Raw genomic sequence first — 17,650 nt, forward strand, 5'->3', positions numbered from 1 at the left:
TGCAGCCGTTTAAAAACTCCAACAGACTATTGTAGATTTTTAAATTATAGGTATGATGCTGCATGCAAAAAATATTGCAGATGTAATATAAATTTAACGGTAATTCAAGGAGATAGCATGAAAGTTTTATTATCAACAATCGCGGCGGCCACCATGTTATTAGCTGGTCAGGTCAATGCTGCAGATGCAGAAGCCGCTAAAGCACTTGCACAAAAAAGTGGCTGTTTAGCTTGCCATAGTATCGATAAAAAAGTATTAGGCCCATCTTACAAAGATGTTGCTGCCAAATACAAGGGCGACAAAACTGCAGAAGCTAAATTAGTAGAAAAAGTGAAAAAAGGTGGTAGCGGTGTTTGGGGTCCTATGCCTATGCCAGCCAATAGCCCACAAGTGAAAGACGACGACATCAAAACAATCGTACAATGGGTATTATCACTGTAATTTAGCACGACGAATTTTAAAGCCAGCTTTTCAGCTGGCTTTTTTATTGTCTATTCACTTAACTCACCAGCCCGAGTAGGTAGATAAATACGGCAAAAATGGCGATAGGAGCAACATAGTTATTGGTGACTGTCCAGATTTGATAGGCCTTCCGCTTCAGGTTTAGCTCATCTTGTAAGTGGTTTTTCTTCATTACATATCCAGAAAAAATGGCCATCATTAATCCACCCAGTGGCAGCATGATGGTCGATGTTAATTTATCTAACGTATCAAAAATACCTAAGCCAAATATGATGGTGACTGTTTTCCACGTGCTAAAAGAGAGTGATACCGCGATACCTAATAGCCAGATGGCAATACCCAAGACCAATGTAGCATGTGTGCGTTTGACTTGCGTGTTCTCCACAACCCAAGCAATCGTTGGCTCTACTAAAGAAATGGCGGATGTCCACGCTGCAAAGGCCACCAGCGTGAAAAACAATACCGCGATAAAACTGCCACCGGGCATATGACCAAATGCGATAGGCAGTGTTTGGAATATCAGTCCGGGCCCCGCATTAGGCGCAAGATGATTTGCGAATACAAGTGAATAGATCGCCAGACCAACCAATAACCCTAGCATGGTGTCGGCAATCGCGATGTAGATGGTGGTTTTGGCAATAGAAACATTGCGTTGCAGATAGGAACCGTACACCATCACAGCACCCATGCCTAAGCTTAATGAGAAGAATGCGTGTCCGAGTGCAGAAAGCACTGCCACGGGTGTGATTTTTGTGAAATCAAAGGTAAACATAAATTGATAAGCTGCATGCATATCACCCACTGACATACTGTACCCAAGCAATATGAGCAGAATCGCAAATAATGCAGGGATTAAAATATTATTGGCTTTTTCTAAACCAGCGCTTACTCCCCGTGCAACGACGCTCATCGTCATTACCATAAACAGGCTATGCCAGAAAATGAGCGTGATTGGGCTGTTAAGGAGTGCTTCAAAATTCTGAGCGGATTGTGTGGCAGAAATATTGTGAAAAGTACCTTGCGTGGAAACAGCGATATAGCTGAGCACCCAGCCCCCAATTACGCTGTAAAAGCCTAATATCAGCACTCCGGCTAGCATGCCGGCAGCACCAAGGTATTTCCAATAGGTAGAAGCATTCGCCTCTAAGGCCAATTGTTGCATGGCATTAAACGGGTTTTTTTGTGCGCGGCGACCGAGCATGATTTCGGTCATCATCAGTGGGATACCCACAAAGAAAATACAAGCAATAAACACCAGCACAAATGCGCTACCACCGTTCACACCAATCATATAAGGCAGCTTCCATATGTTGCCTAGCCCAATGGCAGAGCCAGCGGTGGCGAGCATAAAGGTCCAACGGTTTTTCCATGCACCACGATGCTGCATTAAAAACTCCTTGTTACTTTTCCTTACTTGAGAAGTAGCGGTCTGTTTCTTGTTTAATGATTTTTGATAGCAACAATAAGCCGATGAGGTTAGGAATCGCCATCATACCGTTCATCAGGTCTGAGAAGTTCCACACGAATTCCAAGCTGGTGACAGCACCTACCATGACTGCAATCGTAAATACCACGCGATAGATTTTAATCGCGCGTGGCCCAAACAAAAATTCAATCGCTTTTTCGCCATAATAATTCCAGCCGATAACAGTGGAGTAAGCAAATAACGCAATAGAGATAGCAACTAGCACATTGCCGGCAGGGCCTAAGGTTTCAGCCATGCTGGCGCTGGTGAGCTCAGCTGGGCCAACGCCTTGTGTCCAGCTATTGGCCGTGAGGATGACCAAAGCGGTCATAGAACAAACCACTAAGGTATCAATAAACGTTTGTGTCATGCTCACCAAAGCTTGCTTGACTGGGTCGTTAGTGCGCGCGGCTGCGGCTGCAATTGGAGCCGAGCCTAGTCCGGACTCGTTGGAAAAAACGCCACGAGCAATACCATAACGCATGGCAGCGGCAATAGTGGCACCGACAAATCCGCCAGTGGCTGCAGCAGGATTGAAGGCATGGTAAAAGATTAAGCCAAATGCATGTGGAATTTCACTGGCATTGAGTGCCAACACAAACAAGCTGCATCCCACATAAATTGCAATCATGACCGGAACTAAGTACGACGTAAATTTACTGATGCTGCGGATGCCTCCTAAAATCACTAGTCCGGTCAATAAAGTCAACACAATGCCGGTAGTGACTACGGGGATATGAAATGTAGCCTCAAATATTTTGGCAGTGGCATTCACTTGCGTCATGTTACCAATACCAAATGCGGCACAGGCTGTGAATATGGCAAATAATGTGCCTAGCCAAGGCAGGCCTGCCCCATGTGTAAGGTAATACATGGGACCACCACGCATGCCATGCGGGCCTTTTTCGCGGTATTTTACTGCCAACACAGCTTCGCTGTATTTAGTGGCCATGCCAACCAGACCGGTGACCCACATCCAAAACACGGCGCCTGGGCCGCCCATGGTAATGGCGGTTGCTACACCAACGATGTTGCCAATACCGACAGTCGCTGCCAGTGCAGTCATCAGCGCTGCAAAATGGCTAATATCACCTTCATGGTGATGATCTTTTTGGAAAATCAGGCGAAAGGCGTGGGGCAGTGCGCGAAATTGCATGCCTTTCAGTAGGATGGTGAGATATAAGCCGGTGCCGACCAATAAGGTCAGCATAACAGGCCCCCATACAATACTAGATAACGTGGCGACGAGTTGTTCAATAGCTTGCATGGATGGCTCCCTTTTTAACGGATTATAGTCACAAATGGCGCCAGATTGATAGTGAATGCTGGTTTAGCTCTTAAAGTGATGTGCCAGTACGGTCGTCATAGATAAGTGATCGGCCACGCCAGCACTTTCACGCACGCTATGCATCGCCCACATGGCATTGCCTACATCCACACTGGCAACACCTAAGCGAGAGGCGATGATAGGGCCAATCGTGCTACCGCAACCTAAGTCAGTGCGATGTGCATATTGCTGGTACGGCACGCCTGCGCGCTCACATAGCTGGATAAAATGTGCAGCGGTATCTGCGTTGGTGCTATAGCGTTGGTTGACGTTGGTTTTAATGACAGGGCCTTGATTCACTCTGACATGGTGGCATGGTTCGTACACGCCAGCGTGATTCGGGTGAAAAGCGTGTGCCATATCGGCGCTGATAAAGAAACTATTGGCCAACGCGCGCAATCGACCCTCTTCATTGGTGTCGGTAGCGCTACATATGCGCTGGATAATATCTTGCATGAAGCTACCGCCAGCACCGGTCGCACTCTCACTGCCCACTTCTTCATGGTCAAATAAAGCGCAGATAGCGGTGGCCTCTTGATCGTGGGTGTCCAACAACGCACATAAAGCGGCATGACAAGAAGCCAGATTGTCTAATTGGCTGTTGGCAATAAAATCTTCATCCACGCCCCAGAAACTGCCTTTTTGGGTGTCGTAGACATTCAAATCCCAGGTAAGGATATCCTTGGTTGCGATGTTTAATTGTTGCGCGATTTTATTGGTAAATAAGGCATAGGCTTCTTCATGATTAGGCGATAAGCCAAAAATTAATGGTAGGCCGGTTTGCTTGTTGAGTACTAATCCTTTGTCGTTGACTTCCCGATTCATATGAATGGCTAGGTTGGGTAAGCGCACTACAGATTGGTCAAATTGAATCAGATGGGTATCAAAGCCGTTGCCATTTCTTACATTCACACGGCCTGCCAAACTTAAATCACGGTCGGTAAATGTAGCGAGAATCGGGCCGCCATAGACTTCCACCCCAAGTTGCGCGATACCCTCATTGCTTTGCGCTGCTTTTGGTTTGATACGCAACCCCGGGGAATCGGTATGTGCGCCCACCATGCGAAAGCCTGCCTCGGCGGTAGGTTGTTTGCCGAGCACAAAAGCAATGATAGACGCGCCATCACGTACTACAAAATAGCGTCCATTTTTTTTAAATTGCCAAGGTTCGTTTTCACGTAAGGACTTAAAGCCGTTGGCTTTAAGCATGGCTGCCGTGGTTGCCACTACATGCCATGGGCTTGGGCTGATGTCGATGTAATCGAGAAGCGCTTGCGCGGAGGCCTTGGCTTGGGGTGTGATGTTAAGTTGAAGCGTCATGGCTGCACCCACTGTTTGTCGATGAGGAAGTCTGTATAAAGTTTTGCTTCTGGTGTACCAGCTTCTGGCTTCCAATCGTAACGCCATTTCACAATCGGTGGCATAGAAAGCAGTATAGATTCAGTGCGTCCATTCGACTGCAAACCAAATAAGGTACCACGGTCAAATACCAGATTGAATTCGACATAGCGCCCACGGCGATAAGCTTGGAAGTCGCGCTCACGCTCACCATATGGCGTATCTTTTCTGCGTTGTGCAATCGGTAGATAGGCGTTTAAAAATGCATCGCCCACCGCTTTCAGCATGGCAAAACTTTGTTCAAAGCCCAATGCGTTGAAGTCGTCAAAGAAAATACCACCAATGCCGCGCGGCTCTTTACGATGTTTCAAATGAAAGTACTCATCGCAATGCTGCTTAAATTTTGGGTAGAGTGCTTCGCCAAAAGGCGCAAGTGCATCGCGACAGGTGCGATGGAAATGCACGCAATCTTCTTCAAAGCCATAATAGGGTGTGAGGTCCATGCCGCCGCCAAACCACCAGATATCTTCTGTTGATTGTGAGGCGGCTTCGTTGTTTTCACTAGGGGCTTTTGCCACAAAGAACCGCACATTCATATGCACTGTAGGAATGAATGGATTACGCGGATGAAATACCAAAGAAACACCCATGGCTTCCCATGTTCTGCCCGCTGCTTCTGGATGTGCCAAGCTGGCAGATGGCGGCAGTTTGTTGCCCATCACGTGAGATAAGCCTACGCCGGCGCGCTCAAATACATTGCCTTCTTCTAATAGACAAGAGTTGCCGCCGCCACCTTCTGGGCGCTGCCAGCTATCTTGCAAGAAGTTTTTGCCATCGACCAGTTCAATGGCTTCTACAATTTTACTTTGTAGGCTTTGCAGATATTCAAAAACCGCTTGCGGATCAATCATAGCGTAAGTGTTTTTCTAGCCTTTGACGGCACGATAGCCGATATCTTTACGGTACTGTGCGCCCTCAAAATGAATGCCTTCTGTAATTTGATAAGCGCGTTGCTGCGCAAACTTAACGGTTTCACCTAATGCCGTGACACACAATACGCGACCGCCACTGGTCACGGCTACGCCATCTTTTAAGGTGGTGCCTGCATGAAATACATAGGCATCTTCCAGTTGTTTGGGCAGACCGGTAATTTCATCGCCGAGTTTTGGCGTATCTGGGTAGTTGGCGCTAGCCATCACCACGCCTAATGCAAAGCGTCTGTCCCATTCTGCTTCTGCTTGGTCCAGCGTACCGGCAACGGCATGTTCAGCCAGCGTTAAGAAATCAGACTTTAAGCGCATTAAAATAGGTTGAGTTTCCGGATCGCCCATGCGGCAGTTAAATTCTAATGTTTTCACTTCGCCATTGGGGCTAATCATTAACCCTGCATATAAAAATCCAGTGTAAGGAATGCCATCTTTGGCCATGCCTTCTACGGTGGGTTTAATGATTTCACGCATCACTTTGGCATGGATGGCTGGTGTGACAACAGGTGCGGGTGAGTAGGCACCCATGCCTCCGGTATTGGGGCCAAGGTCAGCATCTAACAAGCGTTTGTGGTCTTGACTGGTGGCTAACGGTAAGATGTTTTTGCCATCGACCATCACCATAAAGCTGGCTTCTTCGCCGGTTAAAAACTCTTCAATCACCACGCGCGCGCCAGCGGCGCCCAGCTTATTGTCACCCAACATCATATCAATGGCAGCATGTGCTTCATCTTCATGCATGGCGACCACTACGCCTTTACCAGCCGCTAAACCATCGGCCTTAATGACGATAGGCGCACCTTGCGCACGCACATAAGTATGTGCAGCTTCCGCATCGGTAAATGTGCCGTAGGCTGCTGTTGGAATGTGATGGCGCATCATAAAGGCTTTGGCGTAATCTTTAGAGGATTCTAACTGTGCCGAAGCTTTGGTTGGGCCAAAAATTTTCAGGCCTTTGGCGCGAAACGCATCGACCACACCTTGTGAAAGCGGTGCTTCCGGTCCCACTACTGTAATCGCGATATGTTCTTGAATAGCAAAATCTACCAAGGCATCTACCGCAGTAATCGGTACATTCACCATATCAGGATTAGTGGCTGTGCCCGCGTTGCCAGGCGCCACATACACGCGGCTGACCTCTTTGTTTTGCGTGATTTTCCATGCCAATGCATGCTCACGACCACCGCTACCAATGACTAATACTTTCATATGTTTACTTTCAATCGGCAAATCACACTGGTGTGTTTGCGCTATAGTTTTTAATGTCTAAAGTGGCGGATGCCAGTCACTACCATGGCCAAACCACGTTCATCGGCTGCGGCAATCACTTCATCATCACGCATGCTACCACCTGGGTGAATCACGCAGCTCGCGCCTGCATCGGCCAGCACATCTACACCGTCACGGAATGGAAAGAATGCATCGGAAGCGACCACTGATCCTTGCAGACTCAAGCCAGCGTTTTGTGCTTTGATGGCGGCAATTTTTGTACTGTCCACGCGACTCATTTGCCCGGCACCTACACCTAAGGTCATGCCATCTCCACAGAACACAATTGCATTCGATTTCACATATTTCGCCACATTCCACGCAAACAATAAATCACTGAGTTGCTGTGGTGTCGGCTGCTTTTTGGTGACGATTGTTAAGTCGGCTTGGCTAAGCTCGTGATTGTCTGCGGTTTGCAATAATATGCCGGAGCCAATGCGTTTAGAGTCCATAGCGTTACGGCCATTTTCCCAAGCAGTCTTCCCACCTTTTGGCAGCGCGATTTTTAATACGCGTACATTAGCTTTGGCTTTAAATATGGCTAAGGCTTCAGCCGTAAAGTCGGGCGCAATCAGTACCTCAACAAACTGTTTGGCAACCGCCTCTGCGGCAGTACCATCCACCGTGCTATTAAACGCGATGATGCCGCCAAAAGCAGAGGTCGGGTCAGTTTTAAATGCTTTTTGGTACGCCTCAAGTGTCGTCGCACCTAAGGCAACACCACATGGATTAGCATGTTTGACGATTACGCAGGCAACACCAGTAAACGATTTAACGGTTTCCCAAGCGGCATCAGCATCTGCAATGTTGTTATAGCTGAGTTCTTTGCCTTGCAGTTGTTCCGCAGAAACCAGTGAGCCGGGCGCTGGATACAAATCGCGATATAACGCAGCCTGCTGGTGTGAGTTCTCGCCATAGCGTAGATCTTGCACTTTGACAAAGTGACCGTTCACTTGGTTTGGGAAAGGGTTGCGTGTGCCATCTGTATTGAATGAAGACAGGTAATCTGAAATTGCACCGTCATAATTACTGATGCGATTAAACGCGGCAACGGATAAAGCAAATGTGGTTTGTTGCGATAGCGCACCAGTAGATTTGAGTTCGGCCAATACATCGGCGTATTGGTTGGCATCAGTGAGCACAGCAACATCTTTCCAGTTTTTAGCGGCTGAGCGCACCATGGCTGGGCCGCCAATATCAATGTTCTCAATCGCCTCTTCTAAGGTGCAATCAGCCTTGGCCACGGTCGCCTCAAACGGGTAGAGGTTCACGATGACCATGTCGATATTTGGAATGCCTTGCGTTTGCATGGCTTGCACGTGTTCTGGTAAATCTCTGCGGCCTAAAATGCCGCCATGTACTTTCGGATGTAACGTTTTAACGCGGCCATCCAGCATTTCGGGGAATCCGGTGTAGTCACTCACTTCGATGACTGGGATACTGTTGTCACGAAACAACTTGGCTGTGCCGCCTGTAGAGAGTAACTCTACGCCCAGTTGGCTAAGTGCCTGTGCAAATTCAATAATACCGGTTTTGTCTGATACGCTGATGAGCGCGCGTTTAATAATCGCCATTGATGGATTCCGTGAGACTAATGATAAATGGGTGTTTGCTTGCCTGAATCATCGCAGCTAGGTATTGGCTACCAGCCGTGTGTTCATGTTCTTGGTTTTGCGAGTTTGTGTTAATTACAGGCCGTATTCCGCCATTTTTTTACGTAAGGTATTGCGGTTGAGCCCTAGCATCTCAGCGGCTTTGCTTTGATTGCCCCCCACCTTGTTGAGGACATATTCAAGCATCGGTTTTTCAACGCAGCCCAGTACCATCTCGTAGATCGCGTGTGGCGGTTGGCCATCCAAATGCACAAAGTACTCATCTAGCGACTCGTTAATCGCGTCACTCAGTTTGCAGATATTTGCCATTATGCCGCTATTGCCTCGCTAGATACTGTGGTGTGCTCGTCGGTATCCGTGTCTGCGTATACCAAGCGCTCGTGTTTTGATTTGAGTTCATTAAAGAAATCATCAATTGCATTTAACTGCAACTCGATGGTTTGTAAGGTGTTCATGTGATGGCGGAAGTTGGCTGAGCCGGCTAGGCCCTTTGTGTACCAAGAGATATGCTTACGCGCCACACGCATGCCAGTGAGGTCGCCATAAAAATCATACAAATCATGTATATGCTCAAGCATGACTGTGTGAATTTCATCTACGGTAGGCGCCAACATGTGTTCGCCTGTGAGTAGGTAATGCTCTATTTCACGGAAAATCCAAGGGCGTCCCTGCGCGGCGCGGCCAATCATCACGGCATCGGCGCCAGTGTAATCTAAAACGAATTTGGCTTTTTCTGGGGTGGTAATGTCGCCATTGGCGATGAGTGGAATGTTGATGGCTTGTTTAACGGCGGCAATCGTATCGTATTCTGCATCGCCCATATATAAGCATGCGCGGGTTCGGCCATGCATAGCCAGCGCTTGAACGCCAATATCTTCGGCCATTTTGGCCACGGCAATGGCATTGCGATTTTGCTTGTCCCAGCCGGTGCGGATCTTCAGCGTGACGGGAACATCCACAGCATTGACTACTGCTTTAAGGATTTGCGACACCAATGGCTCATCTTTTAATAGCGCAGAGCCTGCCATCACATTACAGATTTTCTTGGCTGGGCAGCCCATGTTGATATCAATGATTTGCGCACCGTTATCTACATTGTATTTGGCTGCTTCGGCCATCATTTTGGGGTCAGCACCAGCAATCTGCACAGAGATTGGGTCTACTTCACCTTCATGATTGGCGCGGCGGCGTGTTTTTTCGCTGCCATATAATAAGGAGTTGGACGTCACCATTTCAGACACGGCCAAGCCTGCGCCCATTTTTTTGCACAGCTGGCGGAAAGGGCGATCTGTCACGCCTGCCATGGGGGCAACGACTAAATTATTTTTAAGGATGTGCGAACCAATTTGCATACAAATTTGGCAGTGTGGAAAAGCTGCCTATTTTATACGCAATTGCGGGGTGTGGAAACCCATTCTAGTGATTATTGTGACGAAATTGTTGAATGGCCGTGACAGAATGCAACTTTAAAAAACATTTAAAATTCAATCAGTAAGGACTTACTTTCTACGGAGATTAACGTGCGAGCTGATGAGGGTGTGTGCTTGGTTTCTGAAACGAGAGCCATCAGTATCTTTGACCCACATATGTAATAAGCCAGAAAAGAACAAATGCGTATCCATGGCAAGTTGGATTGGGCTATGTGTTGGATTGATCAGGTCTTTTTGTAACGCTCTTGCGTATACCTGTTCTAGTTTATCTACCATACCAGAGCAGTTATTCAAGATTTGTTGCAATACCGTGGCAAATTCATCCACATATTCGCACTTAGTCATCATGATTTCGTAGGTTTGGCGAGTTTCTTGGTGATCGTTGAGGATTTGAATAGTACCTTGCAGAAAATTTTCAATACGTTTCAACGGATCCGCCACTGGATCATTTGTTTTGTCGATATCTGCGAGCAGCGTATCGTCCATACGATCAATCAGTGGTAGAAACACCTGCTCACGCAATGCATAGAATAGTTGTGACTTGTTTTCAAAGTGCCAATAGACCGCGCCGCGTGTAACGCCGGCATGCGAGGCAATTTGTTCTAGACTGGTGCGACTCACACCCTTTGTCAAAAATACTTCACGGGCAGCGTCAATAATACGCTGGCGAGTGATTTCTGCGTCTTCTTTCGTTTTTCGTACCATAATATACTGTGTGCTCGATATTAAAAATGTGTACGTTTTGAGTGGCTTGCGACACTTTTTTCAAAATACGTACAAAAACTTATTTACATACATTCATGTTTGTATATAATATACATTCATGCTTGTATGTATGCAAGCAATTTAATTAAACTAATATTTTAAACTTCATCAAGGCATTCACCTAGAGGCAGCTATGGCAAAAAGAACAATGCAATACACTCACACACTACTGGCAGTCATGCTCAGCACGCTGATTGCAGCATGTGGTCAACAAAAACAAGACGCTGCTGCTGGTGGAATGCCAGCCTTGCCTGTAGGTGTCATTGAAGTGCAACCGACTTCTGTTCCAATTCGGGCGGAAGCTGTGGCACAGACTGAAGGTGCAAAAGAGGTGGAAGTGCGCCCAAGAGTAGGCGGCATACTGCTGAAGAAGATGTTCCAAGAAGGTGAGCCGATTAAAGCGGGTCAAACCATGTTCTTGATTGATCCGGTGCCATTCCAAATTGCGGTGCAACAGGCTGAAGCGCAATTAGCGCAACAAAAAGCACGCATTACACAAACGCAACGTGAAGCAGACCGTTTAAAAGGTTTGTTAGATACGCAATCGATTAGTCAGCGTGAATATGACAATGCGCTTTCTGATAATTCTGTCGCTTCTGCGACATTACTGCAATACGAAGCGATGTTGCGCGAGGCTAAGCTCAACCTTTCCTATACCAGTGTAACGGCACCCACCAGTGGTATCGCGGGGCGTTTCGAGTTTTCAGAGGGTGCATTGGTATCAGCGAATACAAGTCTGCTCACTACTATCGTTCAATTGTCTCCAATTTGGGTACGCTTTAGTTTGTCCGATTCTGAATTAGCGTCATTGGGCGGTCAATTAACTAGCCGTAACGTAAAAAACATTCAATTGGTGTTGCCTGATGGTACTGACTTTCCTGAGTCAGGAAAGTTAAACTTCTCAGCGAGTGAGATTGACCCGGCATTAGGCACGCAGCAACTGCGTGCGGTATTTGAGAATACCAACCGTAGTCTATTGCCAGGTCAATTCGTGCGTGCACGTGTGACCACTGGTACACGTGATGGTGTATTTATCATCCCGCAAACAGCGGTATTAACTGGTGACCAAGGCAAGTTTGTTTATGTGGCAGAAAAAGATGCTTCAGGCAAAACAATTGCAGCAGTAAGACCTATCCAAGAAGGCGGCTGGGAAGGTAAAAACTGGGTGATCTTAAGTGGCCTAAAAGCAGGCGATAAATTATTAGCCGATAATTTAATTAAGGTACGACCAGGTGCGCCTGTGGACCCACATCCATTGGGTGAGCCCCCTGCGGCAAATCCAAAAACTTCAGCTAAAGCACCAGCTAAAACTTCTGCATAAGGTAACGATTCATGACCAAGTTCTTTATTACAAGGCCCATTTTTGCCTCGGTGCTGTCGATTATTATCGTACTGGCAGGTTTGGCAGCATCATTCCAATTGCCGATTGCACAATATCCACAAATTGCACCACCTACGGTGATGATTACGGCCACCTATCCAGGGGCAAGTGCCGATACACTCACTAAAACTGTTGCGGCACCGATTGAAGAGCAGCTCAGTGGCGTAGACAATTTGCTGTACTTTAACTCTAGTGCAGACTCCAGTGGTACGTTGACAATTACTGCGACCTTTGAAGTAGGTACTAACGTGGACCAAGCGACGTTTAACGTGAGCAATCGTGTGAATATTGCTTCACCGCGCTTGCCAGAAGAGGTGAGAAGAAACGGCGTAGTCGTACAGAAAAGATCGAATGATATTCTGTTAGTGACGATGTTCACTTCTAAAAATCCAAAACACGACCGCTTATTTTTAAGTAACTATGCCACGCTAAATGTTGTGGACGAATATAAGCGTGTAAAAGGTGTTGGCGATGTCACCGTATTTGGTGGTCAAGATTATGCGATGCGTATTTGGTTACGACCAGATCGTATGGCGCAACTTGGCGTAAGCACAAGTGATGTAGCAGCGGCGATTAACGCACAAAACAATCAGTATGCGGCGGGTAAAATTGGGCAAGAGCCAGCACCTGCCGATCAACAAATCGTCTATACAGTGACAGCTAAAGGTCGTCTGGTAGATCCTGCTGAATTTGCCAATATTATTGTGCGTGCCAATGGCCCGAAAGGTGTGTTGTATCTTAAAGATGTTGCACGGATTGAGTTGGGTGCACAAACCTATAATGTAGCCTCTGCGCTCAATGGTAAACCAGGCGTTGCCGTGGCCATTTTCTTGCAAAACGGTGCAAATGCGTTAGATACTGCTGCAGCGATTAAAGCGAAAACGGAAGAGTTAAGACCGCGCTTTCCTGAGGGGATAGAAACAACAATTCCTTATGATACCAGTGACTTTGTGAAGGCAACGATTGAAGAGGTATTCAAAACCTTTGGTGAAGCCTTGGTGTTGGTGGTATTGGTCGTGTTCCTGTTCTTACAGAGCTGGCGCGCAACGTTAATCCCGTTGATTGCGGTGCCTATCTCGCTGATTGGTACATTCGCTGGCCTATATATGTTTGGTTTCTCCATTAACTTGCTGACCTTATTTGCCATGATTTTGGCCATTGGTATTGTGGTGGACGATGCGATTGTGGTGTTGGAAAACACGGAACGCCTGATGTCCGAGGAAGGTTTAGATCCATTCCCAGCAGCGGTTAAGTCAATCCAACAAGTGTCTGCTGCCGTGGTGGCGATTGTGCTGGTGTTGTGCGCAGTGTTTGTGCCTGTGGCGTTCCAAGGTGGTATTGCTGGTGAGTTGTATCGTCAGTTTGCAGTAACCGTTGCCATTGCAGTGGTGATTTCTGGCGTAGTGGCTTTAACGTTAACGCCTGCACTGTGCGCGATGATTTTGAAAAAATCGCATGGCGAAAATGCCTTCTTTAGAAAGTTTAACCAAGGTTTTGGCGGGCTGACTAAGTTTTATACAAACACGGTTAACCTGACGTTACACCACAAAATTATCGGTGCCATTGTATTTTCTGCGATAGTTGCAGCGGTTGTATTTTTGTTCAGAATAGTGCCAGGTGGCTTTGTGCCTGCGGAAGATCAGGGCTATGTGGTGACAGTCGTGGTCATGCCAGATGGTGCAACCTTGGGGCGTACAGTTAAAACGACTGAGAATATTCGTGCGGAAATTGCAAAAGACCCTGCGGTGGCACATGAGTTTGCAGTGAATGGATTTGAGTTGCTCACAGGTGCCAACAAAACCAATGCTGCAACGATGTTTGTGCGTATGACCGATTGGAAAGAGCGTACATCCTCGGCTAATGACATTGTGGGTAAATTATTTGGTATTGGCATGAGTCAGACAGATGGTATGGCGTTTGCCGTGAACCCGCCTGCGATTCGTGGTTTGGGTTCTGCAGGTGGCTTTGAGGTCTATGTACAAAGCCAGCGCGATACTGATCCAATTAAGTTGGCAGCTGTGATGAACAACTTTATGGACGCGATGCGTGCTGATCCAACGCTGACTGGTATCAACAGTTTCTTTAGACCGACAGTGCCGCAATTAATGATTGAGGTGGACGAAGCTAAGGCGATTTCACAAAATGTGAAAATTGCAGATATCTACACGACATTGCAAAGTACGATGGGCTCGTTTTATGTGAATGACTTTAACCGTACAGGCCGTACATATCGTGTGCAGCTACAAGCGGAGCCTGAGTTTAGGATGAAGCCAGAAGACTTAGGCAAAGTGTATGTGCGTAGCCAGCCAACTGCTGAGAGTCCTAATGGCAACATGATCCCGTTGTCTGCGCTTAGCACGGTCAAAAACATTGTGGGTGCTGAGCAATTAGAGCGCTATAACGGTTTGTTATCTGCCAAAGTGTTTGGCGGTGGTGCTGCAGGAGTTAGCTCAGGCGATGCGATTGAAACAGTAGAACGTATTGCCAAAGCGAATTTGCCAGATGGTTACCAAATTGCGTGGACAGGCCAAGCGTACCAAGAGAAACGTACGGGTTCAGCGGCACTATTTGCCTTTGGCTTTGCCATCATCATGGTGTTCTTAATTTTGGCAGCACAGTTTGAAACATGGGCGTTGCCACTGGCTGTGATTATGGCGGTACCGTTTGCGCTAGCGGGTGCTTTAACTGCAGTGCTTACACGCGGCATGACCAATGATATTTACTTCCAGATTGGTTTGATTACCTTGATTGGTTTGGCGGCGAAAAACGCGATTCTGATTGTGGAGTTTGCGAGCCAAAAAATGGAAGAGGGCATGCCGATTGCAGAAGCTGCACTAGAAGCCGCACGGTTACGCTTTAGACCGATTGTGATGACGTCAATGGCCTTTATCTTAGGGATTATCCCGCTAGTATTTGCAACAGGTGCAGGTGCTGCAGCAAGGCAATCTATGGGTACCGGCGTGTTGGGTGGGATGTTGTTGGCTACGTTTGTGGCTACCATTTTCATCCCGTTGTTCTTCACGTGGTTAAGTAACCAAAATACAGTGAGACACCATGGTGATGTTTAGAGAACAGGTGATGTTTAAAAAACAAGTGATGTCTAATAACAAAGGAAACGGTATGCAACCGTCAAATATTATGAAACCAACCATGAGAACCATTGCGCTATTGGTGTCGATGACATGGCTAGCAGGCTGCACTTTGCTTGGCCCGATGTATCAGCGTCCGGAAGCCAAAGATGTGCGCTTGCCTGAGCAGTTTAGACAAGCGGATGATGCTAGTGCGGTACAAGCACCCAACCAATGGTGGACGCTGTATCAAGATGCGCAGTTGAATGCGCTGATTGAGAAAGCACAACAAAACAATACCAATGTGCAGCTGGCGGTAGCTCGTATTGAAGAAGCCGATGGCTATATGCGTGAAGTAGGCGCTTACTTGCTGCCAACTATAGACTTAGATAGCTCAGGTGTGCGTAATCGCGTGACACAAGCTGGTATTTTTCCGGTATTTGGGCAAAACCCGCGGAGTACCTATAAATTGGCGCTTAACTCATCCATAGAGCTGGATTTTTGGGGTAAGTTAAGACGTGCCAAAGAGGCGGCACGTGCAAGTTATCTCTCTACCCAATACGCTAAAGAAACCGTGCTATGGTCTTTATCTAGTTTGGTCGCCAATAATTACTTGATTATCCGCAGTTTAGATTCACAACTTGCGGTCAATAAAAGTAATCAGGCCATTAGTGAAGAAAGCTTGGCGCTGACAAAACGTCGTTTAGCGGGTGGGGTGGTGTCGGTGCTGGATGTACACCAGGCGGAACTGGCGCTAGATAACCTAAAATCACAGCAAGTGGAATTGCAGCGTCAACGTGCAATCAGCGAGCAACAATTGGCGGTGCTCACGGGTGAGCTTGACACTCAAATTGCAGCGGCTGATTTGTTGACGTTGCCAATTCCGCCGATTCCGCCCGCTGGTTTGCCATCCAGCCTAATGGAGGCAAGGCCGGATGTACGTGATACGGAGCAGCAACTTATTGCCGCCAATGCCAATATCGGTCTTGCCAAAGCAGCGCTTTACCCTAGCATCACTTTGACCGGTGCCTTCGGTGGTGAAAGTGTAGAGTTGGGTGATTTGCTGAAATCAGCTGCACGCGTGTGGTCGTTGGGCGTAGGCTTAAACTTGCCTATCTTTAACGGTGGTAGGTTGAATGCCAAAGTAGACCAAGCCACAGCTAAGCAAAAACAAGCGTTAGCAAGCTATCAGGGTGCTGTACAAACAGCTTTCCAAGAAGTGAATAATGCGCTGGTCAATTTGCGTCAGTACAAATCGGTAGAAGCGATTGCGCAATCTAAACAAGAGACAGCCAAGAAAATTTTAGAGGTTTCACAAAACCGCTATAAATCTGGTTACTCTGCTTATTTAGAAGTGCTGGATGCGCAACGTAGTTATTACGAAGCCACGCAAAGCTTTGTACAGAGCCGTCAAAATGTATTGACCGCATCGGTGGATTTATTCAAGGCATTGGGCGGTGGTTGGCAGCCAGTAGAAAAAGCGGCTAGCGCAGAGCCAGTTAAGAAGGCTGAGTAAGTTGTTCTAATCGGGTCAGCCAAGTGAGTGCTTGCACTTGGCTGTTTCCACACATTTCGGTGCTGGGTTGTAACCCGGCACAAAACACGGGCCGTTCTGGCCGACCAAAAATCATACACCGATTGTCTGCATCTAATTGAACACACCTAACACCCGCGGGCTTGCCATTGGGCATGCCGGGAATCGGGCTGTTAATGGAAGGTGCGATGCAACATGCGCCACATCCTTCTCGGCACGCTAAGGCAGCGGTGACCAAGGAAAACCTAGCGCAGAAATGTGTTGTTGGATATCGTGCATGGCACGTGTGACCGATTGGTTGGCGCCTTTGACGCCTAATTCGATGGTGCGACGCGTATCTAGCTTAGGCAGGCTAAATAATTTGATGTCCGGATATTGTGCCAAGATCTGGTGCATCATATCCAATAGCTGGCTTTCGCCTGCATCCAATACCAAAATAGAAGACTCGAGATAATCTTGCTGATGAAATAGATGTGGGTAATAGGTATCGAGTACCCATTCCACCATCGGGTGTGCCATTTCTGGAAACCCCGGTACAAAATAGTGTTGCTGAATGCTAAAGCCAGCCACGCGATTAACTGGGTTAGGAATCAAATCGGCGCCTTGCGGAAAGTCTGCCATCAATACACGTTTAGGGTAGGCCGCCTCACCAAATCTGGCTTCTAGCTCAGCCACTGCACCTGCGTGACGCTCAATAGGCACACCGAGTGCATCCGCCGCGCATTGACGCGTGTAATCGTCAGGTGTTGCGCCGATACCACCAAAGCTAAACACAATATCACCGCGCGCCATGCTGGCACTTAAGGCTAGGGTAATCTGTGCCGGAATATCGCCCAAGTAGTTAGCCCAACTAAGCTGTAAGCCACGTGCCGAAAGCAATTCAATCACTTTGGCCAAATGTTTGTCTTGGCGTTTTCCGGAGAGAATTTCATCGCCAATGATGTAAATGCCAAAATTTTGCATAAAAATTGCTTAAAAATACTTTGATGCGACGTATTTTAACTGTTGCACT

At 47.4% G+C, this 17,650-nt stretch carries 15 protein-coding genes; 4 read left to right on the forward strand and 11 right to left on the reverse strand.

What is annotated here, in order from left to right; translation table 11 throughout:
• The first annotated feature begins 117 nt into the window (after window positions 1–117).
• Window positions 118–441 carry a c-type cytochrome gene (locus tag FG11_RS00660; protein ID WP_020183702.1) on the forward strand — a complete coding sequence of 108 codons (324 nt, stop codon included), beginning with the start codon at window positions 118–120 and terminating at the stop codon, window positions 439–441.
• A 58-nt stretch (window positions 442–499) separates the two neighbouring features.
• Here the strand turns inward: FG11_RS00660 and FG11_RS00665 are convergent, their stop codons facing one another.
• From FG11_RS00665 to FG11_RS00705, 9 genes are all read right to left on the reverse strand, one after another.
• Entirely contained in the window at window positions 500–1,849 is a 1,350-nt protein-coding gene (locus FG11_RS00665; protein WP_047532544.1) for a sodium-dependent transporter, read from the reverse strand.
• Between the two features lie 13 nt (window positions 1,850–1,862).
• Window positions 1,863–3,194 (reverse strand): alanine/glycine:cation symporter family protein, encoded by a 1,332-nt coding sequence (locus tag FG11_RS00670; RefSeq protein ID WP_020183704.1) that lies wholly within the window; start codon window positions 3,192–3,194, stop codon window positions 1,863–1,865.
• Window positions 3,195–3,257: 63 nt separating this feature from the next.
• Window positions 3,258–4,574, reverse strand: coding sequence for a M18 family aminopeptidase (locus tag FG11_RS00675; RefSeq protein ID WP_047532546.1), 1,317 nt, complete (start codon window positions 4,572–4,574; stop codon window positions 3,258–3,260).
• Window positions 4,571–5,503 (reverse strand): oxygen-dependent coproporphyrinogen oxidase, encoded by a 933-nt coding sequence (hemF, locus tag FG11_RS00680; RefSeq protein ID WP_020183706.1) that lies wholly within the window; start codon window positions 5,501–5,503, stop codon window positions 4,571–4,573. The genes FG11_RS00675 and hemF overlap by 4 nt, the downstream gene beginning before the upstream one ends.
• Window positions 5,504–5,518: 15 nt before the next feature.
• Window positions 5,519–6,787, reverse strand: a complete 1,269-nt coding sequence (gene purD / locus FG11_RS00685) for a phosphoribosylamine--glycine ligase (protein WP_047532548.1) — start codon at window positions 6,785–6,787, stop codon at window positions 5,519–5,521.
• A gap of 50 nt (window positions 6,788–6,837) precedes the next feature.
• Window positions 6,838–8,421: a bifunctional phosphoribosylaminoimidazolecarboxamide formyltransferase/IMP cyclohydrolase gene (purH, locus tag FG11_RS00690; RefSeq protein ID WP_047532550.1), complete on the reverse strand. Its 1,584-nt coding sequence runs from the start codon at window positions 8,419–8,421 to the stop codon at window positions 6,838–6,840.
• Between the two features lie 114 nt (window positions 8,422–8,535).
• A complete protein-coding gene (locus FG11_RS00695) occupies window positions 8,536–8,769 on the reverse strand; it encodes a helix-turn-helix domain-containing protein (RefSeq protein ID WP_020183709.1) in 234 nt (77 codons plus the stop codon).
• Window positions 8,769–9,812 (reverse strand): tRNA dihydrouridine synthase DusB, encoded by a 1,044-nt coding sequence (gene dusB, locus FG11_RS00700; RefSeq protein ID WP_020183710.1) that lies wholly within the window; start codon window positions 9,810–9,812, stop codon window positions 8,769–8,771. Before dusB ends, FG11_RS00695 begins: the two co-directional genes overlap by 1 nt.
• A 147-nt stretch (window positions 9,813–9,959) precedes the next feature.
• On the reverse strand, window positions 9,960–10,595 hold the full coding sequence (locus tag FG11_RS00705; RefSeq protein WP_025223692.1) for a TetR family transcriptional regulator: 636 nt from the start codon (window positions 10,593–10,595) through the stop codon (window positions 9,960–9,962).
• Between the two features lie 193 nt (window positions 10,596–10,788).
• Here FG11_RS00705 and FG11_RS00710 point away from each other — a divergent pair, with 193 nt between their 5' ends.
• The 3 genes from FG11_RS00710 to FG11_RS00720 are packed head-to-tail and all read left to right on the forward strand — an operon-like array spanning window position 10,789 to window position 16,620.
• Complete coding sequence (locus FG11_RS00710) at window positions 10,789–11,976, forward strand: efflux RND transporter periplasmic adaptor subunit (protein ID WP_047532552.1); 1,188 nt, start codon at window positions 10,789–10,791, stop codon at window positions 11,974–11,976.
• Between the two features lie 11 nt (window positions 11,977–11,987).
• Window positions 11,988–15,104: an efflux RND transporter permease subunit gene (locus FG11_RS00715; RefSeq protein ID WP_020183713.1), complete on the forward strand. Its 3,117-nt coding sequence runs from the start codon at window positions 11,988–11,990 to the stop codon at window positions 15,102–15,104.
• A gap of 52 nt (window positions 15,105–15,156) precedes the next feature.
• Window positions 15,157–16,620, forward strand: a complete 1,464-nt coding sequence (locus tag FG11_RS00720; RefSeq protein WP_235276311.1) for an efflux transporter outer membrane subunit — start codon at window positions 15,157–15,159, stop codon at window positions 16,618–16,620.
• Here FG11_RS00720 and FG11_RS13370 read toward each other — a convergent pair.
• Both FG11_RS13370 and FG11_RS00725 read right to left on the reverse strand, forming a co-directional pair.
• Window positions 16,604–16,876, reverse strand: coding sequence for a YkgJ family cysteine cluster protein (locus tag FG11_RS13370; protein ID WP_081623279.1), 273 nt, complete (start codon window positions 16,874–16,876; stop codon window positions 16,604–16,606). The genes FG11_RS00720 and FG11_RS13370 overlap by 17 nt on opposite strands.
• Window positions 16,858–17,601 (reverse strand): competence/damage-inducible protein A, encoded by a 744-nt coding sequence (locus FG11_RS00725; RefSeq protein WP_020183715.1) that lies wholly within the window; start codon window positions 17,599–17,601, stop codon window positions 16,858–16,860. The genes FG11_RS13370 and FG11_RS00725 overlap by 19 nt, the downstream gene beginning before the upstream one ends.
• Window positions 17,602–17,650: the final 49 nt, after the last annotated feature.

This window comes from Methylotenera sp. N17 (genome assembly GCF_000799155.1).
Classification (GTDB): Bacteria; Pseudomonadota; Gammaproteobacteria; order Burkholderiales; family Methylophilaceae; genus Methylophilus.